Raw genomic sequence first — 19,023 nt, 5'->3', positions numbered from 1 at the left:
ACCTAGCGAGTGACTACTTGCTCTGCCACTGAGCGATATAGTCTTTCAGATCTATCATGGCGGCGTTACCCACGTAAGGCACGGCGGCCAGGGCATCCATGTCGGCAATCGGTCTGGCGGCGATGATATTGTTGGCGGCTGTCTTGTTCATGGCCGCGTCGATATCCAGCTCGGTCAGGGTCGCGTTGTTGACGATATCCAGTACTACACCCACTTCGCTGGCGCTAAAGAAGACCCCTTCCCAGGTGCCTTCCTCATAGGCGGGCTTGGCGCACTCAGTTCCGTTGCCTGCTACGCAATAGGTGTAGCTGAAGTGTCCCTCAAACTCGGCGGCGGTCTCGGCGTCGTGGATAACCACTATGTTTTCGTCGTTACCAAAGGCCGCGGCGCCACTGATATTGTGGGACCCCGTCAGTACCATATCGTCTATAATCATGTACTTATGATGGAATTTATCGTTGCTGTTTAGCTTGGCTACGCGCACATCGGCAGGGTTTTCCCAGATGTTGTTGGCGGCGCCAGTGTAGCTGTCCACCTCGATCTCACCTGAGGTGTTAGGCTTCTCTATGCCTAACATATCCTGAAATTCAGAGTAGTAGCGAGAGAAGAAAGACGCATCGCCCAGGCCTTGTACCTCGACGCCGGCATCGTGTCTCAGCTCCATTTCATCGGCTACATCCTGGGCGCTAATAACAAATTGCGCCAGGTGAATACGATATTGGGCGTTACGAATGTATTGCTGCATGTTGTATAGGGTCGAGCCCACGTAGACGCTTGGCGACTGCGGGGTGAACTGTACATCGATGCGGATATTGTCGTTGTTGGTGTAGACGGTCTCCAGCTGATGATCAGGCTTACCCAGGCCAAAGAGTGAGTCTTTGGCGCCGCCCTGACCGTCGCCCCACATCAGATTGAACTGGTGGGTGTAGACGCTGGCTAGCTGGTTAGAGTCGATGATAACGATATGGTTATCATTGCCTTCGCTGATCAGGTTGCCCTGGGCATCCAGATCGCCATGCACGCCAGACTGACTAAAGTTGGTGCTGCCGGTGAGTACCTTCTTGCCGTCGACGACGATGAATTTGTTGTGCTGGATCTTGGAGCCTGAGCTACCGTTTTCGGTGTCGTCGATCCAGGGGACGCCGCCTTGATTTAAGATGGCGATGGCCTGGTCATTCTCGCCGGCGATGTTGTCTTCGTCGGTGACAAACTTTACATCGACGCCGCGCTGTTTAGCGGCCACCATGGCATTGGCAATACCGGGCAGATCGAGATCATAGATCGCCATATACAAGGTGCTATTGGCGGAATCGATAAGCTGGATAATTTTCTGTTCAAGGTCGGCTTGAACGGCCGGTGGATTGACCACGTGATTAAAGTAAACTTCAACATCATCGGCATAGCTCATTGACGAAGCTAGCGATAACAACAACCCCATACTCAGTTTATTAATTTTCATGTTTTACCTTATTTTTATAATAAAAGTGTAAATCGAAAATGAGTAATCTGAATCCAATTTTCATTGTAGGTTTTAGCTACGTTTAACCATCCTTAGTTTAAAAACTCGACAGCATACTAACAGCCTATTATGACAATTAGTAGGTGTGATTTAACAAAAGTCATACAAATGTCTCAGTTTTTGTACATTTTAAAATTATGCGCGTTATCTGTTAGTTATGCAGTGTGTTGAATAAAATTTGCTCGGTTATTCGACTAAAATGACTAATCATTCTGTCGCGATTGTTTTGCTTTAAAAACAGCTAAATAAGTAGAATGACTCTTGCCTGTGGTTAAGCTGTGGCAGTGAGTTTGGGAAGGTTTAGGTAAATGAGTTATAACTGATTAATATTATTTTGTTTAAGTTTTCAATGGCGCTTTTTTATTTGGGTGGGGTTTACTTGTTGATTAGTTGTTAATTGATTTGTGTTGAAAACAGGCGGGATGTATAGGATTGTTTTGTCGGCGAGATTTTGAATAAAAATAACCTGGATTTCTGAGGCAGAAATAAAGAGTTCATGAATATAGTAAAAAGTATAAAATCGGCTCGTAAGAGACATTCACGCTCGATAAGGGATATTCACGAGCCGATTTTATGTGTGCCTATTTTCGTATTACAGATTATTACCACATCACGTTGTCATTATTCTTAACCGCCGACTCGAATAACTCGATTAGGGGCAGTGCCCTTTGTCTCAGGCTCACATAGGGGCCCTTATCATCTTCGTCATCTTCTGTCTGTGGGGGCTGAGTTGGTGCATTGGCCACTGCCTGTTGCAGTCGGGCCAGCGCTGCGGGTACATCTTCGGCGCGTATCGCACCGGGCACCGAGGTGCTGTGGCCGAGTATCTTAAGGAAGGTCTGTGCCACATCGCCAAACAGGGTGATATTGGCATAGTGCTTGGTTTTAAAGGTGACTAGCATGTTGCGACTCCTTGGTGTGCGCCGGGACTATGACTCGACTAGCAATAGCCTGTCGATTGAATTATAACCTATTGTCTATTAAACGTTTTGTTAAATTTCATTCGATGAGATTGTGACTTCGGTTTCTTTTGCCCGACGAGGGACATGTTATAAATAGCCCAGTCATTTCGGGTGCCAATCAAGCGGGCGTTTGGTCGGGCAGAGTTCGACCTAGCCACCTTTTTTCCGGCATTTTCACAAGGAAGCAAGATGCAAGAGATCAATACCTTCATTAAAGAAAACATAGGCAGCGTCAGTAAGAATGTCTTCGTCGCTCCTGGGATCCCAGAGAAAAAACTCAACAACGCGGCCAAGTCTATGGGGCTGACGGACAGGGTCAATACCATCATCGCCATCTATGACAACACCTTGTTCGGCAGCGCTAAGGATGGCCTGGCTTTTACCGGGGAACACCTGGTGTTTAAGCCTATGTTCGATGATCCAATGATCTTCCCCTATAGCGATATCGAGAAGGTGGACTATGTCGAATACGTTTCGACAAACGATAAGGGTAAGGAGAAGAAGGAGGTCGTTGTCGAGCTCCTGAGAAAGGATGGCTCACGTAACACCATAGACGGCCTAATCGATTGCGACTACCGGCTGCTGGCCGAGATCCTCAATCGCGCGGTGACCGAGTGCGACAGCTTTGAGGAGGAGAATCAGATAGTCACCCTGGCGGAGATGTCTGAGGCGCTAAAGGTTGCCTATGTCAAAGTGATCGCCAACATGGCTTTTGCCGACGATGGTGAGGTGGATAAGAAGGAGTTTTCCGAGATTCTGATGCTGATGACCCGGCTGGAGCTGACCACTGAGTCTCGCTTCGAGCTGCGCAGCTATCTGTCCAGCGAGCACAATCAAGTTCCCCTGGTTGATCTGCTGGCCACCATTGACGCCGAGTGCGTGCCCAGCCACAACAAGGCAGTGAAGATCTCTCTGGTGAAAGACCTTATCAGTACCTACATGAGCGTCAACGATGGGTCCTATGAAAACTTCGCCTTCCTCGACGAGCATCAAGCATTGTTTGGTGTTTCCGATGATGAGGTGGAGCTGGCGCTGATGGCGATTAAGAACGATTTCAACATGCTCAGGGAAGACTTTACCGATGACGCCCTCAAGCGTGGCATGAAGGAGTTATCGGCCAAGGCCGGCGCGGTCGGTGTGCCGCTGGCCGCCGTCTATCTGTCGGGTTCAGTGGTGGGACTCTCGGCGGCGGGCATGACCTCTGGGCTTGCCGCCCTTGGGCTGGGTGGCGCACTGGGCTTCTCCAGCATGGCAACCGGCATAGGTGTTGCTGTATTGCTGGGAGTCGGTGCCTATAAGGGGATCAAGCACTTCACCGGTGCCAACGAGCTTGATAAGACCAAGCGCCGGGAGCTGATGCTCAATGAGGTGATTAAGCAGACCCAGGCGACACTGTCGCTGCTCATCAGTGATCTCAACTACATCACCGACAAGTTTAATCAGGCGGTGGCCAGCTACGGTATTCAAGATGCCAAGGTGCAGAAGCTGATGAAGATGATGACATCGCTGACGGGCGCCGCCGATGTGCTGAGCAGGAAGTCGGGTGTCATGCAGAACTCCTGCATCAAGTTGCGCTGCCCTATCAAGCTGGACGAGGCCAAGTTGAAGTCGCTGACTCAGGAGCCGCTGAAGAAGCAGTTCTACGCCCTAGTGATGGGATACTACCAGGAGGTGGAAGAGGAGGTTCAGCAGGGGGATGAGTCGGTTAATGTCACAGTGCTTAAGATCAAGCCGGACATCTCGACCCGTGAGCTGGATAAACTGGCCGCCGTGTTCGATGCCATTGGCTATTTTAAGGCGGCCGATGTGATTAAGGGTAAGCTGTCAGGGATCTTCTCCTGATGGCGAGCAAGGATGAGCAAGCGGCCGCCCTGTTGGCCCAGCAGCATCAGCTCGAGGCGTCGGAGCAGCGCATGGCCGAGCTGGACGCCGCCTTGTCGGCGCTGCATCAGCATCAAGCACAAAACGATGCGGCGCTGGATACCATGCTAGAGGATATGCAGTCGATTCTGGACAGCTGTGGCATCGCCTTCGATGAGGAGATCGCCATCTCTTGCGAGGTGAGCCGTTACTGCGAGGTAACCCAGGAGGAGATCACCTTAGGCATCGGGGCGCTGACGCCTTTAGCCAGCCTGGACTTCAATGAGCAGATGAGCTGGCAAGCTTACATCGCCTCGGTGGAGCACTACGCCGAGCAGCAGGGGATAGATCTCAGCAGCGACCCATACCGCCGACTGATGACCCTGAGTCAGCGCGTGGCGTTGGAGAAGCGGATCGCCGAAGAGTTTTCGCTCAAGGGGGCCCAGTGCGATAAGTATGACTATCTCATAGCGGGCACGGCAGGTGTGATTGGTGGCCTCATCGATCTCGCCTTCGGTGGTACGCCCAAAGAGAGCCAGTTGACCAGGGGCGCCGACAAGCTGGCCGAAAAAGCGGTGGAAAACTTTGCCCGCTTCAACGGCTGGCAGGGAGGGCGAGGTAATCAGACCTCCAGCGCCATCAGCTATCTCGAGGGGCTGTTTGAGGTGAACTATGATCAGGCCACCTCCTTCGGTCCTAATGGCACGGGCGGCGCGGTGAAAAATCTAAGCACTAAGAATCATCACCTCAAGAGTCTGGCCCATAGTCCCTGCCTGGTGGGGCTGTTCTTCTCCATCATCAACCAGTTTACCCATAGCGCCAGCTTCGTCAGCGAGGGCAAGTTGGTGACCATCTCGGCAGAGGCGGAGCTACAGGGACATAACTTCATCGCTAAGATCTTCTGCGGCGTGGCCAACTGGTTTGGACATCTGATGTCGGACGTGTCCGGCTCGTCGGGGATAGACAGAAACCGCCCCGATTATGGCCGAGGCTCGGGGATCCCCATTCCCTTCTATAACCTGTTGCAGTTTATGGACGTCGGCGAGTTTGGTCAGCATAGGCAGAGCTTCGCCGTGGTCTGCACTAAGGTGTTCGAGCAAGGCTATGATCTGCGCCATGGGCTGGGCCTCTGTGTGCCCGTGCTGGTGACCGAGCTGATCACCCGTCTTGGCTGGACGGTGAAACAGCGCTGTTACCATCAAAAGCCCTGGTCTGAGTGTGTTCCTCTGGCTAGCAATCCCGAGCTTAGGCGGATGCTGTTGGTGGCTCACGGCAGCATGTGTCTGATCGATGGTGGCGAAGCGGCGCTACGCTCCGGTGGGGATATGGTGCAGTTTCTGCTGCGCACTAACCTGGTGGGCTGGAGCCGTTTCGGTCACCTGGCGCTTAAGGAGATGTATGCCTGGTATAACGCCGGCCATATCGACGCCGAGGTGGTGGATGCCTATCTGGACAGCGAGTATCGCGCCATGCTGGTGTCATCGCGAGGATAAAAAAGCCCGGCAATCAAGCCGGGTTTTTTCTTGGCTGATGCCTTGTTGGCTTACTCTAACGGCTACTCTGGATGTCGAACACCTTCTTGCCATTGACCCAAGTCTGGTTCACCTGAGTTTGCCATAGCTGCTGCGGGTCCATGGTGAAGGGGTTGTTCTCAAGCAGGATGAAGTCGGCCTTCATGCCGGGCAGCAGTTCGCCTATCTGGGTTTCCTGATGGGCGGCGTAGGCGGCGTCATGGGTAAAGCTATTTAGTGCCTCGATGAGGCTCATCTTCTCGCCGGGATACCAGCCCTGCTCGGGCTTATTGGCGTGATCCTGGCGGGTGATCGAGGCGTGTAGGCCAAAGAAGGGATTGGCCGACTCGATGGGAAAGTCTGAACCTGCGGCGATCACCGCGCCGCTATCCAATAGCTTACGCCAGGCGTAGGCGCCCTTGATCCGCTGGGGGCCGACCCTGTCTTCGGCCATGTTCATGTCGCTGGTGGCGTGGGTTGCTTGCATGGAGGCGATCACCCCAAGCTCGGCAAACCTGGGAATGTCGCTCAGTTGCAGTATCTGGGCGTGCTCGACCCTGTGTCTCAGCGCCTTGGTGTGGGTCTTGGCGATCAGACTCTGGTAATCATCCAGCACCAGCTTGTTGGCACGATCGCCTATGGCATGGGTGTTCACCTGAAATCCCGCCTGCATCGACTTCAGCATCAAGGCCTTCAGCTCATCTTCCTTGTAGAGCAGCAGTCCCTTATGGCCGTGCAGATCCGAGTAGTCCTGTAGCAGGGCGGCGCCGCGGCTGCCCAGAGCGCCATCGGCGGAGATCTTCACGCTGCTGATATCCAGCATGCTGCCAGGATGGCGATAGGGGCCCTTGGCCAGGGTCTTGTCGAACTGACTATCGTCGGCGGCGACCATGGCGTAGATGCGGATCGGCATCTGCTTATCGTCCGCCAGCTGGCGGTAGGCGGCGAGGGTATCGTGACCGACACCTGCATCGTGCACACTGGTGAGGCCGAGACGGGCGAGATCTGTCATGGCCGCGCGCAGTACGCGGGCCTGCTCGGCCTGGGTCAGGGCTGGGATCTGCTGCTCGATCAGCGCCATGGCATTGTCGATAAACACACCGCTGGGTTGTCCCTTATCGTCGCGGATTATCTCGCCGCCGCTGGGGGCCTGGGTGTCGCCATTGATGCCCGCTAGCTTCATGGCGGCGCTGTTGGCCCAGCCGGCGTGGCCATCGACCCGTCTTAGCCACACAGGAGTGTCGGGAAAGACCTTATCCAGAGTCTTGGCCGTGGGGAAGCTTTTCTCTGGCCAGAGCACCTGGTTCCAGCCTCGGCCTAGCACCCAGTTAAGATCCCTGTTTTGCTTTCTAAAGGCCTGAACTCTCGCTACGGCGGCCTGTTCAGACTCGCTACCCTTGAGATCGACCCGGATCAAATTTAGCCCCCAGCCGAGCACGTGACCGTGGGCATCGATGAGTCCAGGTAACATGGTCTGCCCCTTGGCATCGATCACCTTGACGTTAGTAGATTGCGTTTGCAGCTCATTCGGCGGCTGCTGGTAGATCTTTTCTATCTTGTCTCCGCTAAAGGCGATGGCGCTAAATTGGGTCAGCTTGCCCTGCTCCAGGGTGTAGCCCTTGAGGTTATGGATTAGGGTGGTTTGTGCCAGGGCACTGCCGGAAAACAGCAGGTCAATGGCGAGACTTACTTTAGTTAGGGTATTCATATTATTGGTTTTTTAGGGTGTTATTGGTTTCATACTAGCAGCTTAAGCGCCGCTGGCAAACTAGCCATAGGTAGTGACTGGCACGTGCCAGGACAGCCTGAGCTAAAGCCGCAGTAGCGGCCTTAATTGCTGATGTTTAGTCGTTAACGGCGCGGATGTGGGGGCTTGCGGCTTCGGCCACGACTCGATTGCGGCCCGTGTGCTTGGCCTGATAAAGGGCGTTATCGGCGCGGTTGACCAGGGTCTTGGTTGTGTCATCCTCCCTGAGCTGGGCGGCTCCCAGGCTGATGGTGAGAGACTGGCCATCAAACTTCTGTGCGGCGATATCCTGGCGTAGCTGTTCGGCCACGGCAACACAGATTGAGAGTTGGGTCTCGGGCAACAGGATCACGAACTCTTCACCGCCCCAGCGGGCCAGAAAATCCCCCTCACGGCAGAGGCTCCTGAGGCTGTCGGCCAGCTGGACCAGCACGCGATCGCCGGTCAGGTGGCCGTGGGCGTCATTAATCTGCTTGAAGTAATCCACATCCAGAATCAGCAGGCTAAAGGGGGTCTGTCGGTGACGGCTCTGCAGCACATACTCCTCCAGCGTGATGTCGAGCTTCTCTCTGTTGTAGAGACCGGTGAGCTTGTCGGTTTCCGCCAGTTTCTGGATCTTGGCGTTGCGCTCGCCCAGTTGACGATAGGCCGAGGAGCGGGTGCCCTCGTAGAAGCGAAACAGCAAGATATGGGCAATCGATACCTCGATGACATTGAACAGGGCGCCCATGCCGAAGGTGACGGGCCTAGCCTCCTGGATCTGGTTATAGACGATATAGGCGCATACCCCGAAGGCGATTAGAGAGACCAGGCTGCCTCGTTGCCGTCCGAGGAGGAAGAAGGCGAACGGCGGGATCAGGGTTGCCCAATAGAGGGAGTGGGCATAGCCGCCCACAGAGGCAACGAACAGCAAGATCAATCCGGTGACCATCAGGGTCACCGCCCAGGAGGCGAGGTTGACGTTGGCGGTGCGGTTGAAGAAGGCCAGAATCGATAGGGAAAGCACGAAGCCGCTGGCGTCCAGGGTGGCGTACTCATAGCTCTCGAAATAGAAGATGTTGAGCAGGGTAAGCACCAGGAAGAAGCTGCTGCTGAGCAGCAGGGTATGGCCGATCAAACGGGTGCGCCAATAGTCTCTGTGGCCCGGTGGATATTGGGCAAAGTCTTTGTACCAGTACTTTAGCATGATGTCCCTTTCCTCACTGCGTCAGAGGATTATTACCCAAAATTAAGTAGATTAACAGTGGCTTATATCGAGGTGGTTTTTCGGTTGGTTTTCGCCAGCTTTTACTCCTGCTAGCTAAGGATTGATGACGCCGTGTCTGTGTCTATGCTAGGGTGAGCGCCAAGGGGAAGCGGTTTAGCGAAAGATATTAGCGGACATTTGCGCTAAGCGGGCCGCTAGGATTTTGATGGGGTTAGAAAGGCGATGACGGCATTCTTGCTACAAAGATGGAGTGAGATTGATTGGCAACTTGGCGGCGCCCAGCTGCTGACCATGGCCGTGCTGGCACTCTGGCTTTGGGCCATCTGGCCGGTCGAGGATGTGAAGGCGCTACTCAAGGATAAGGCGCTGCAGACCCGCTTGCTGCTGGCCATCTTCTTCGTCAATGCCCTCTGGCTTATCGACGCCAGCATCACCCCGGGGATTCATGCCCACTTTCTCGGCCTGGTGACATTGATGCTGATGTTTGGTTGGCGCCTGGCTACCCTGGCGCTGCTGTTGCCAGTCGCCTTCTTCGCCACCTTCATGCTCAAGTTGCCGCTGGATTTCGCCATCTATGGCCTGGTGGCTATCGCCTTGCCGCTGTTTCTCAGCTATGTGGTCTACAGTCAGGTGTTTAAGTATCTGCCGCACCATCTGTTCGTCTACATCTTCTGCGGCGCCTTCATGAACGCCTTCCTCTGCATAGTGTTTCACATACTCAGCTGGTCGACCTGGCTCTACCTGACGACCGACTATGACTGGGCCTATTTGACGGATAACTACCTGCTGCTGATCCCGCTGCTGGCCTTCCCCGAGGCGCTGCTGAATGGCATGGCGATGACCCTGATGGTGGTCTATCGTCCCGAATGGCTCTATGACTACTCGGACAGAACTTATTTCTAAGCACCTGCTGTAAAAGAACTGGCTGTAAAAGCACTGGCCGTAAAAGTACCTACTGTAAAAATCCTGCGAAAACTGCCTGTTAGCTTGATTTTAATCAAAGGTTATCAAGATGATGGCTTAAATGTTTCAATTTGTAACCTTGGGGCGTTAGTATGCCTCCTTGTGCTCCCCGAAGGGATTTACCTTCGGGGCGTACGGGGTCAGCCCAGGCCTTAGGCCGGGCTCAATAATAAAAATACTAGAGTGAAAATTTACGATGGATATGTATAAGTTATCAACGGCTGCGTTAGTGGCTGGCCTGGCTTTCAATGCCAATGCCAATGCCAATCTGCTGATCAGCGAAGTGTTATACGATGCGCCCAACAATGACAGCGTCGAAGAGTATGTCGAGCTGTATAACGCCGGCTGCAGCAGTATCGACTTGAGTCAGTACCAGCTCAGCGACAACGGCAGCAGCCAGGCCTTGCAGGGCATGCTCGCCCCAGGCGCCTACTATACGGTGGCGGCCAACCAGGCGGGTTTCTACAGCCTGTTCAACATCAATCCAGATCAATCTCCCATGTCGTTAACTTTGGGTAACTCGGGTGACTTCGTGCGCCTGTCGAAGGGCAGCGAAGAGGTGGATCTGGTCGCCTGGGAAGGCGGCCTGAGTGGCTGGTCGCTGAATGTGCGCGACGTCTCTCTGGCACGAACCACTGTGATCAACACTAAGTCACAGGCCGACTGGAGCGCCATGGATAACGCCGGCACGCCGGGCACGGGTAGCCTGGATAGCTGCGACACCTCCGCAGGTGGCAGCGACAATCAGCTGGGCAATGGTCAGCCAAAATCTGACCTTAACGCCGCCAAGGGGCTGAGCCTCAGCTACCTGTTCGACCTTCCTCAAGGGGCGAGCGATGTGGTGGTCACCATGAGTGGTGGCACAGGGGATGCCGATCTCTATCTGCGCCAGGGCAGCGAGCCTACGCTGTCAGAGTATGACTGTGCCCCTTATCTTACTGGCAACAACGAGCAGTGCAGCGTCACCACGCCTGTGGTCGGGCGTTACTATGTGAACATCAATGCCTATGAGGCCTTTAGTGGCGTGTCGCTCAGCCTAAGTTATAACGTGGCGAGTGGCGGCGATGGTTCTGGCTCTGGCGATGGTTCAGGTAGTGGCTCGGGCACTGGCGGTGACGGCTCGGCCGGCGACAATGGCGATTATGTCTATACCAGCTACTATGGCGATGCGATAGGCAAAAGCGGCGCGGCGCTAAAGGCCAGCCTGAATGGGATCATTAAGGGCCATACCCGTTTCAGCTATAGCCAGGTGTGGGATGGACTTAACTATGCCGATGAAGATCCGGCCAACAGCAACAATGTGATCTTGCTGTACTCGGGCCGCTCTGAGCCTAAGACGAATCGGGCCGGATTGAGTACCTCACTTGATGCCTGGAACCGTGAACACGTCTGGGCCAAGAGCCATGGCTTCCCTAGCAGCAGTCAGTATGCCTATACCGACCTGCATCACCTGCGTCCGGCAGATGTTACGGTGAACAGCAGCCGCAGCAACAAAGACTTTGCCGCCGGCGGCGATGAGATCTCAGAGGCGCCGGGCAACTTTACTGATGCCGATAGCTTCGAGCCGCGCGATGAGGTGAAGGGCGATGTGGCGCGTATGGTGTTCTATATGGATGTCAGGTATGAGGGTAACGATGCCAGTGGCACGCCGGATCTCAGCGTGGTGAGTGGTGTTACCGGTAATGGTGAGGCTCTGCTTGGAGATCTCTGTACCCTGTATCGCTGGCACCAGCAAGATCCGGTCAGCGACTGGGAGCGCCGCCGCAACAACCGTGTGTTCGAGTGGCAGAAGAACCGTAATCCTTTCATCGACAACAGCAGTTGGGTGAGCGAGATCTACGGCGCATCTTGTCCCTAGGCTTAGTTAGCCTATCCGTTTGATGAAAAGCGCAACCTCAGGGCTGCGCTTTTTTATGCCCAAAAGGACTACCAGAAATAGCCATAGCTGAGACCAACCACGTTGAAGCCATCGTTCTCGCTGGCGAGATTGGCGTTAGAGTAATGGTTGAAGGCGATCCCGAGCTTGTGGTGCTTTTGCAGTATCACGCCGGCGCCTAACTTGTCTTCGAATTGCCAGTGGGAGCCCAGGCTGCGGTCAAGGTAGTGCTCGCTGTCGATATAGGTGATGCCTATGCCTCCCTCGAAGTAGAGGCTGAGGCTCTCCAGGGGATATTGATAGCTGAGCACTGGGATGAGTGACACGCCATGATTGTCCCTCGGGGTGTAGTCTTGCCAGTAGTGATAGGCCAGCTCCAGATTGATGCCGAGGTTGTGGCGGGTCAGCAGATTGTCTTGCATGGGGATAGGATAGACCAGGGCGAGTCGGTGGGCCCTGGCGTTATCCGAGCCATGCCATTTGGGGTTGGTTTGCCCCAGGCTGTAGCTCAGGCCCCAGTCGGCGAATGCCGATAGCGGCAAGAGTGAGAGGCCCAAGATAATAAACAAAGTTTTCATTGGGTTATCCTTAGAAGATGTGGCCTTATCAGGAGATAAGCTAAAACCCTGATGCCGGCCGAAAGCCGCTAATGTAAAGTCGATAAGGTAAGACCGCTAGGTGAAAGTCTTTAGAGCAAAGCTCTTAAATAAAAGCTCTTAAATAAAAGCTCTTAAATAAAAGCTCTTAAATAAAAGCGCTTAAATTAAGGTTAGTCTAAATCACTGGGCCTCTCGTTAAAGTGCCCAAATCTAGGTCTGGCGAGTGTCATCTCCCTGTCGCATTGTCAGGCTAAGTTAAGCCCATGGATAAGCAGTGTTAAGCTGGGGCAATGAGCCGGTTCTCCTTCGAGCATGCCTTCGAGATCGATACCCTAAAGCGGCTGATCGCCCAGCATCAGGCGCATTTTCGGCATCGCTCACTGCTGGACTTTTATTTCCGCGGCGAGGCGCTGTCGGTGACCGCCATCGAGCTGGGGGCACAAGAAAGCGACGCGCCCTGCGTGCTCTTTGTCGGCGGGGTGCATGGGGTCGAGCGTATCGGCGCCCAGGTGGTGCTGGCGTTTCTCGGCAGCCTGCTTAACCGTCTCGACTGGGACACGCACCTGCAGGCGCTATTGAGAAGAGTAAGGCTGGCCTTCGTCCCCATAGTGAATCCGGCGGGGTTCTTGCGCGGCAGCCGTGGCAACGGTCAGGATGTGGATCTGATGCGCAATGCCCCGATTGAGGCGCAGGAGGGAGTCACCTTCCTGGTCGGCGGGCAGCGCTTCTCCCGTCATCTGCCCTGGTATCGCGGCGAGGCGATGGCGGCGGAAACCAAGGCCTTGATAGATTATGTCACCTCGCTACAGGGGCGCAGCAGTAGCCTGCTGGCGCTGGATGCCCACTCGGGCTTCGGGCTCAAGGATCACCTCTGGTTTCCCCATGCTCACACCCGCGAAACTTTTGCCGGCATAGGCTATGTCTATCAACTGCATAAGTTGTTTGAGAAGGGCTACCCCCACCACGGTCACTATCAGCTGGCGCCCCAGAGCCATTTCTATCGTACCCACGGCGACATCTGGGACTATCTGGTGACCCAGGTTGACGGCAAGACCCCCTTCGTACCGCTAACCTTAGAGATGGGGTCCTGGGCCTGGGTACGCAAGAATCCGCGTCAGCTGTTTAACTTTCCCGGCTACTTCAATCCTCAGGCGCCCCACAGACACCACAGGATCTTGCGTCGTCATGTGGTGTTGATGCAGTTTCTGCTCGACGCCGCCTATGGCAGGGTGCTGGAGCGCCTCTCGCCGTCCGAGCTGTCAATGCTCACCGCCGAGGGGCAGCGGCTTTGGTTTAATCGAGGAGCAAGATGACCACCTGGGTAATGCTTAGAGGCTTGATGCGCGACGAACGCCACTGGCAGGGCTTTGTCGAGCGCCTGATTGCTGCCGGCGAGCGGGTGATCACTGTCGATCTGCCCGGTAATGGTCGCCTGGCATCTGAGCAGAGCCCCACGAGTATAGAGGCCTACTGCGACAGCGTCTGGGGCCAGGTACTACCCCATATCAATCCCTTTAGGGGCAAGTCTGTAGTGCTGATTGGCCTCTCAATGGGGGGCATGACGGCGCTGGCCCTGGCCAGTCGCTATCCGGATCGCATCCGTCAGGTGGTGCTTCTTAACAGCAGCGCCGCCAATCTCTCCCCCTGGTATCGCCGTTTTCGACTGCTCCCCTTGCTGAGGGCGATGTTAGGCGGAGTGCGCCTCAAGCTGACCCAGCTGGGCGCGGGCCTCAGCCTGGTGGAGGCCTGCGTGCTGCAATACACCAGCCTGTATCATGGCGACAACCTGGCGCTGATCGCTAACTGGAGCCGCTGGCGAGATGAGGGCCATACCAGTCTCTGCAACGGGATTCGTCAGCTTATCGCCTGCGCCCGCTTTCAGGCACCGCCGCTGTCGAGTATTCCCGTGACGGTTATCTGCGCCGCCGAGGATCGTCTGGCCGATCCCCGCTGCAGCCAAGCCCTGGCCAGCTTCTACCATACTCAGGCGCTGGTGTTGCCGAGTTGCGGCCACGATATCAGTCTGGACGCTCCCGAGGCGCTGCTGGCCAGTTTGCAGGCGAACATCATTGATGATGGCGGCCAATCGTCACATTAATGTTGTCTAACTGTCATCTGCACTGGCTAGTATCCCTGGCCGACTATGGTTAATTAAGGGAATAATAAAGTGCGAATTCAATCAGCTAATCTAACTGCCTTAGCGGGCATCCTACTGGGAAGCCTCGGCCTGGCGGCTTGTAATAGCAATGATGATGACAGTCAGGAACCGAGCAATCCCCTCATCAAAGTGATGGGTATCGATAAGCAGGTTCCTGCCCAGGTGGGTGTTCGTCCTCTGTTTCTGGTGGATCAGATGGTCGACGGTGAACTCAAGAGTCAGCTGGAGCAATGCCGTCAGGGGCCTTTCTATCGCAGCGCCTTTGCCATCGGCCATCGCGGCGCGGCGATGCAGTTTCCCGAGCATACGAAAGAGTCTTACCAGGCGGCGATCGACTCGGGCGCCGGCGTGGTGGAGTGTGACGTGACCTTTACCGCCGACAAGGCGCTGGTGTGTCGTCACTCCCAGTGCGACCTGGCCACTACCACCAACATTCTGGCCATCGATGATATCGCCGCCAAGTGCAGTGTGCCTTTCACCCCGGCCGATGCCGTTAACGGCGTGAGCGCCAGTGCCACCTGTTGTACCAGCGACATCACTCTGGCAGATTTCAAGCGCCTCAAGGGCAAGATGGATGGCGCCAACCCTAAGGCCACCAATGTGCAAGAGTATATGGCGGGCACCGAAAGCTGGCGCACGGATCTCTACGCCGGCGAGGGCACCCTGATGACCCACGCCGAGAGCATCGCCATGTTTAAGACGGCGGGCGTCAAGATGACCCCAGAGCTGAAGGCGCCGAGCGTGACCATGCCGTTTGATGGTATGACGCAAGCAGACTATGCCCAGATGATGCTGGATGAGTATCAGGCGGCCGGTGTCTCGCCATCTAGCGTCTATCCTCAGTCGTTCAACCTCGATGACGTGAAATATTGGATTGCCAATGCGCCCGAGTTTGGTCAGCAGGCGGTCTACTTGGATGACAGATACGATCTGAGCGACTTCGCCCCCCAGGACAGCAGCACCTGGTCACCCGGCATGGATAGCCTGGCAACCGATGGCGTGCAGATCATCGCGCCGCCCCTCTGGGTATTGGTTACGCTGGACGATGAGGGCAAGATAGTGCCGTCGGAATATGCCAAGGCGGCCAATGCGGCGGGCCTTAAGATCATCACTTGGACCCTTGAGCGTTCGGGCCTGCTGACCCAGGGCGGCGGCTGGTACTATCAGAGCATCACCGAGGCGATCGAGGATGAAGGCAAGGCCTTCGAGCTGCTGGATGTGCTGGCGAAGGATGTTGGGGTGATCGGCGTGTTTAGCGACTGGCCGGCGACCGTGACCTACTACGCCAACTGCATGGCGAAATAGATGCTTCAAGGCGATTAAACAAGAGGCGCGCTCAAATGAGCGCGCCTCTTCGCTTTAGCGGTACAGTAAAAGGCGCGGCTTAGCCGAGCGCCAGCTCCTTGGCCCGGCGGGCGGCGCTGTCCATCGCCCTGGCGACTAAGGCATCGAGATCCCCATGCTGAAAGGCCAGCACCGCCTGCTCAGTGGTGCCCTTAGGGGAGGTGACCTGATGGCGTAGATTAGCGAGCCCCTCCTTGCTGGCCATCGCCATAGAGACGGCGCCCATGGCGCTCTGCAGCACCGCCTTGCTGGCGGTCTTGGCTGGCAGCCCCTGGGCGATAGCGGCCTTCTCCATCGCCTCTAAAAACAGGAAGAAGTAGGCGGGCGAACTGCCGGCAGTAGCCACTATGCTGGCCATCTGCTGCTCATCCTCGAGCCAGACGGTATCGCCGACGGCGCGCATCAACTGCTCGGCATCATCGACGGCCTGTCTGTCCAGGTGGCCCGGCACAAAGAGGCCGGTGAGTCCCTTGCCGATGGCCGTTGGCAGGTTGGGCATGGCGCAGACCAGCTGAACATTTTGGGGCAGCTTGTCTGAAATGCTGGCATGGGTTAGCCCTGCCGCGATGGAGATCAGCAATTTTTGCTCGCTTCTGCCGTTGTTAACTTGCCCAAGCAGGGGGCGTAACTCGTCACACACCAAGGGGACGATGAAGGGTTTCACCGCCAGTATGATGATGTCGGCAAAGGCCACCGCGGCGCTGTTGTCCGAGTGCACCCTGACATTAAAATCCTGCACCAGGCGGCTGCGTGTGCGCTGGCTGGGGGCACAGACCAAGATATGTGCGCTCCTGTGGCCGTGCTTGATCAGGCCGCGAATGATGGCGCTGGCCATGTTGCCGCCGCCGATGAAGGCGATGCGTAACTGGGGATTTAACCCCGGGTCTTGATAAGAGATGTTGGGCCTCCTATGAATGTTTGCTAGGCGCGGATCTGACCGTCGCCATTGACCAGGTATTTCTCCGTGGTGAGGGACTCCAGCCCCATGGGGCCGTAAGCATGCAGCTTAGTGGTGGCTATGCCGATCTCGGCGCCCAGGCCCAGCTCGCCGCCATCGGAGAAGCGCGACGAGGCGTTGACCATGACCACAGAGGCGTCGACCGTGCGCTGAAAGCGTTTGGCGGTCAGCTCATTTTCGGTGCAGATCACCTCGGTATGACGGCTGCCGAAGCGGTGAATATGGGCGACGGCCTGGTCAAAATCCTTCACCTGACGCACGGCGAGTTCGAGATCCAGATACTCCTGGCCAAACTCTTCATCGCTGAGTACCTGGGCGGCCGCGAAGTATTGCTGGGTATTGGCGCAGCAGTTGATCTTCACCTGGTGCTTGGCCAGCGCGGTGGCCGCCATGGCGAGAAACTTGGGGGCTACCTCGCTGTGTACCAGCAGGCCCTCGAGGGCGTTACACACGCCGGTACGTTGGGTCTTACCGTTCAGCAGCAGGGCCAGTGCCTTGTCCAGGTCCGCATCCTTATCCACATACAGGTGGCAGACACCCTTAAAGTGCTGAATCACAGGCACCTTGCTGTGTTCGGTGACGAAGTTGATCAGGCCTTCACCGCCGCGGGGGATGATGACATCTATGGTGTCACGTTGCTGCATCAGCTCCATCAGCAGGGCGCGGTCTGGGTCTGGCACCACGGCGATTAGCGATGCCGGCAGGCCATATTGTTTGAGGACCTTCTGCAGCACAGAGGCGATCACCTTGCTGGTGTGCAGCGCCTCCTTGCCGCCTCTTAAGATCACCGCATTGCCCGACTTGAAGCAGAGGGCGCCGGCATCGGCGGTAACGTTAGGGCGCGCCTCGTAGATCATGCAAACCACGCCGAGCGGCACCCGCATCTTGCTGATGGCGAGGCCGTTGGGACGGGTACTCAGGTCGCGCTGGACACCGATAGGGTCGGGCAGGGTGGCGATAATTTCTATTCCATGGGCCATCGCCTCGATGCGATCACCGTCCAGGGTGAGTCTGTCTATCATGGCGTGACTCAGCCCCGCCTGCTCGGCGGAGGCCAGGTCGATTAGGTTAGCGCTGCGGATCTCGAAGCTGTTGTCACGCAGGCTGCGTGCCATGTCCAGTAAGATGGTGTTCTTGGTTTGGGTGTCGACCTGGGCCAGCGTCTTGGCGGCCTGGGCGGCATCCCTAGATAGGGTTTCAATTATGCTCATATTTACTCCAATATGGCGATGTTCTCATCGCTTAAGATGGGACCGGTTTGCTGCTCGACATCGTGGGCAAAGGCTCGGTCCGGTTGCTTGGCGATAAAACTCAGTAAGCAACTGCTGTAATTGGCCTGGGCCTTCGCCAGCTTAGTGCCATCGCCTTTGCGCACTAAGATGGTGTCACCGACGGAAAAGTTGCCTTTTACGGCCACCACATCGTCGCTGGTCAGTTGCGTCTCCTGGTCGTCCAGGGGGGCGTCGAAGTTATCTTCGACAATCACTTCGCCCTGGGCCTGTGAGGTATGGGTCATCCAGTGCACATGCTCCTGCATGGGCTGGTCGAATGGGGTAAACAGGGTGCCTGGGTTCTGCCCCTTGAGCAGACGGTTGAAGGCATCGGGGTCGAAGCCATTGATGATCACCGTCTCTATGCCGTGGGCGATCGCCTTCTCGGCCGCCTCTATCTTGGTGCGCATGCCGCCGGTGCCGACCTCGCTGGTGGCTCCGCCAGCCATGGCGTAGATGGCTTCATTGATCTCGTTCACCTGTTTGATCAGCTTGGCATCATCGTGCAGCTGGGGATTCTTGGTGTAGAGCCCGTTAACGTCGGAGCAGATGATCAGGGCGTCGGCATCGGCCGCCGCCGCGACCATGGCCGACAGGTTGTCGTTGTCACCGACACGCAGTGTGTCTGTGGTGACCGCATCGTTCTCGTTGACTATGGGCAGCAGGCCGTGGTCCAGCAGGCTAAACAGGGTGTTCTTGATGCTGATGTAACGCTCGCGATCCCTGAGATCCCCATGGGTAACCAGTAGCTGGGCCGAGGGAAAGTCGAATAACTTATCCCAGGTGGCCATCATATCGGCCTGGCCCGCGGCGGCCATCGCCTTCTTCTGCGATACGCTTGGCTGTTTGACGTCACCCAGTCGGTGCCAGCCGGCGGCCACAGAACCCGAGGAGACCAGGACGACCTGGACGCCTTGGGCGCGGCAGTTCGCGATAAATTGGGCGATACCCAGCAGATAGTGGCTGCTGCATCCTTGCTTATGGGGCGCGATCAGGGCACTACCCACCTTAACGACGATGCGTTTCCAGTGTATGTTTGCCATGTTTC

At 56.0% G+C, this 19,023-nt stretch carries 15 protein-coding genes; 7 read left to right on the top strand and 8 right to left on the bottom strand.

Annotation, left to right across the window (positions count from 1 at the left end; all coding sequences use genetic code 11):
• Nucleotides 1–13: 13 nt before the first annotated feature.
• Entirely contained in the window at nucleotides 14–1,459 is a 1,446-nt protein-coding gene (locus tag SHEW_RS15670; protein WP_011866824.1) for a phospholipase D-like domain-containing protein, read from the bottom strand.
• 662 nt (nucleotides 1,460–2,121) lie between these two features.
• Nucleotides 2,122–2,421, bottom strand: a complete 300-nt coding sequence (locus SHEW_RS15665) for a DUF1840 domain-containing protein (protein ID WP_011866823.1) — start codon at nucleotides 2,419–2,421, stop codon at nucleotides 2,122–2,124.
• Between the two features lie 249 nt (nucleotides 2,422–2,670).
• On the opposite strand from SHEW_RS15665, the gene SHEW_RS15660 reads away from it, so the two are divergent.
• Nucleotides 2,671–4,323 carry a hypothetical protein gene (locus SHEW_RS15660; protein ID WP_011866822.1) on the top strand — a complete coding sequence of 551 codons (1,653 nt, stop codon included), beginning with the start codon at nucleotides 2,671–2,673 and terminating at the stop codon, nucleotides 4,321–4,323.
• Nucleotides 4,323–5,834, top strand: coding sequence for a hypothetical protein (locus SHEW_RS15655; protein WP_011866821.1), 1,512 nt, complete (start codon nucleotides 4,323–4,325; stop codon nucleotides 5,832–5,834). The genes SHEW_RS15660 and SHEW_RS15655 overlap by 1 nt, the downstream gene beginning before the upstream one ends.
• Nucleotides 5,835–5,889: 55 nt before the next feature.
• Here the strand turns inward: SHEW_RS15655 and SHEW_RS15650 are convergent, their stop codons facing one another.
• Nucleotides 5,890–7,560, bottom strand: coding sequence for an amidohydrolase (locus SHEW_RS15650; RefSeq protein WP_011866820.1), 1,671 nt, complete (start codon nucleotides 7,558–7,560; stop codon nucleotides 5,890–5,892).
• 136 nt (nucleotides 7,561–7,696) lie between these two features.
• A complete protein-coding gene (locus SHEW_RS15645) occupies nucleotides 7,697–8,785 on the bottom strand; it encodes a GGDEF domain-containing protein (protein ID WP_011866819.1) in 1,089 nt (362 codons plus the stop codon).
• Between the two features lie 243 nt (nucleotides 8,786–9,028).
• Here SHEW_RS15645 and SHEW_RS15640 point away from each other — a divergent pair, with 243 nt between their 5' ends.
• Both SHEW_RS15640 and SHEW_RS15635 read left to right on the top strand, forming a co-directional pair.
• Nucleotides 9,029–9,709, top strand: coding sequence for an energy-coupling factor ABC transporter permease (locus SHEW_RS15640; protein WP_011866818.1), 681 nt, complete (start codon nucleotides 9,029–9,031; stop codon nucleotides 9,707–9,709).
• 256 nt (nucleotides 9,710–9,965) lie between these two features.
• Nucleotides 9,966–11,627: an endonuclease gene (locus tag SHEW_RS15635; RefSeq protein WP_011866817.1), complete on the top strand. Its 1,662-nt coding sequence runs from the start codon at nucleotides 9,966–9,968 to the stop codon at nucleotides 11,625–11,627.
• A 68-nt stretch (nucleotides 11,628–11,695) separates the two neighbouring features.
• Here SHEW_RS15635 and SHEW_RS15630 read toward each other — a convergent pair whose 3' ends face one another.
• Nucleotides 11,696–12,223: an acyloxyacyl hydrolase gene (locus SHEW_RS15630; RefSeq protein WP_011866816.1), complete on the bottom strand. Its 528-nt coding sequence runs from the start codon at nucleotides 12,221–12,223 to the stop codon at nucleotides 11,696–11,698.
• Between the two features lie 311 nt (nucleotides 12,224–12,534).
• Between SHEW_RS15630 and SHEW_RS15625 the strand changes: the two genes are divergently transcribed.
• The 3 genes from SHEW_RS15625 to SHEW_RS15615 all read left to right on the top strand — a co-directional run bounded on the left by SHEW_RS15625 (nucleotide 12,535) and on the right by SHEW_RS15615 (nucleotide 15,707).
• A complete protein-coding gene (locus SHEW_RS15625; protein ID WP_011866815.1) occupies nucleotides 12,535–13,557 on the top strand; it encodes a M14 family zinc carboxypeptidase in 1,023 nt (340 codons plus the stop codon).
• Entirely contained in the window at nucleotides 13,554–14,342 is a 789-nt protein-coding gene (locus tag SHEW_RS15620; protein WP_011866814.1) for an alpha/beta fold hydrolase, read from the top strand. The genes SHEW_RS15625 and SHEW_RS15620 overlap by 4 nt, the downstream gene beginning before the upstream one ends.
• Nucleotides 14,343–14,411: 69 nt before the next feature.
• Nucleotides 14,412–15,707 carry a glycerophosphodiester phosphodiesterase family protein gene (locus tag SHEW_RS15615; protein WP_011866813.1) on the top strand — a complete coding sequence of 432 codons (1,296 nt, stop codon included), beginning with the start codon at nucleotides 14,412–14,414 and terminating at the stop codon, nucleotides 15,705–15,707.
• A 79-nt stretch (nucleotides 15,708–15,786) separates the two neighbouring features.
• Here SHEW_RS15615 and proC read toward each other — a convergent pair whose 3' ends face one another.
• The 3 genes from proC to proB are packed head-to-tail and all read right to left on the bottom strand — an operon-like array spanning nucleotide 15,787 to nucleotide 19,018.
• Entirely contained in the window at nucleotides 15,787–16,644 is an 858-nt protein-coding gene (proC, locus tag SHEW_RS15610) for a pyrroline-5-carboxylate reductase (protein ID WP_263053319.1), read from the bottom strand.
• A gap of 23 nt (nucleotides 16,645–16,667) precedes the next feature.
• The gene (locus SHEW_RS15605) at nucleotides 16,668–17,915 is read right to left on the bottom strand and encodes a glutamate-5-semialdehyde dehydrogenase (protein WP_011866811.1); all 1,248 of its coding nucleotides are present in this window, start codon (nucleotides 17,913–17,915) and stop codon (nucleotides 16,668–16,670) included.
• A gap of 2 nt (nucleotides 17,916–17,917) precedes the next feature.
• Entirely contained in the window at nucleotides 17,918–19,018 is a 1,101-nt protein-coding gene (gene proB, locus SHEW_RS15600; protein ID WP_011866810.1) for a glutamate 5-kinase, read from the bottom strand.
• Nucleotides 19,019–19,023: the final 5 nt, after the last annotated feature.

Origin of the sequence: Shewanella loihica PV-4 (assembly GCF_000016065.1) — a bacterium.
GTDB lineage: Bacteria > Pseudomonadota > Gammaproteobacteria > Enterobacterales > Shewanellaceae > Shewanella > Shewanella loihica.
This window is presented reverse-complemented; position numbering and strand designations above follow the sequence as displayed.

Bases quoted from the DNA above. Each gene is read 5' to 3' on its own strand.
- SHEW_RS15665 (WP_011866823.1), bottom strand. From the start codon at position 2,421: ATGCTAGTCACCTTTAAAACCAAGCACTATGCCAATATCACCCTGTTT.
- SHEW_RS15620 (WP_011866814.1), top strand. From the start codon at position 13,554: ATGACCACCTGGGTAATGCTTAGAGGCTTGATGCGCGACGAACGCCAC.
- SHEW_RS15655 (WP_011866821.1), top strand. From the start codon at position 4,323: ATGGCGAGCAAGGATGAGCAAGCGGCCGCCCTGTTGGCCCAGCAGCAT.
- SHEW_RS15635 (WP_011866817.1), top strand. From the start codon at position 9,966: ATGGATATGTATAAGTTATCAACGGCTGCGTTAGTGGCTGGCCTGGCT.
- SHEW_RS15670 (WP_011866824.1), bottom strand. From the start codon at position 1,459: ATGAAAATTAATAAACTGAGTATGGGGTTGTTGTTATCGCTAGCTTCG.
- SHEW_RS15650 (WP_011866820.1), bottom strand. From the start codon at position 7,560: ATGAATACCCTAACTAAAGTAAGTCTCGCCATTGACCTGCTGTTTTCC.
- SHEW_RS15645 (WP_011866819.1), bottom strand. From the start codon at position 8,785: ATGCTAAAGTACTGGTACAAAGACTTTGCCCAATATCCACCGGGCCAC.
- SHEW_RS15660 (WP_011866822.1), top strand. From the start codon at position 2,671: ATGCAAGAGATCAATACCTTCATTAAAGAAAACATAGGCAGCGTCAGT.
- SHEW_RS15605 (WP_011866811.1), bottom strand. From the start codon at position 17,915: ATGAGCATAATTGAAACCCTATCTAGGGATGCCGCCCAGGCCGCCAAG.
- SHEW_RS15640 (WP_011866818.1), top strand. From the start codon at position 9,029: ATGACGGCATTCTTGCTACAAAGATGGAGTGAGATTGATTGGCAACTT.
- SHEW_RS15630 (WP_011866816.1), bottom strand. From the start codon at position 12,223: ATGAAAACTTTGTTTATTATCTTGGGCCTCTCACTCTTGCCGCTATCG.
- proB (WP_011866810.1), bottom strand. From the start codon at position 19,018: ATGGCAAACATACACTGGAAACGCATCGTCGTTAAGGTGGGTAGTGCC.
- SHEW_RS15625 (WP_011866815.1), top strand. From the start codon at position 12,535: ATGAGCCGGTTCTCCTTCGAGCATGCCTTCGAGATCGATACCCTAAAG.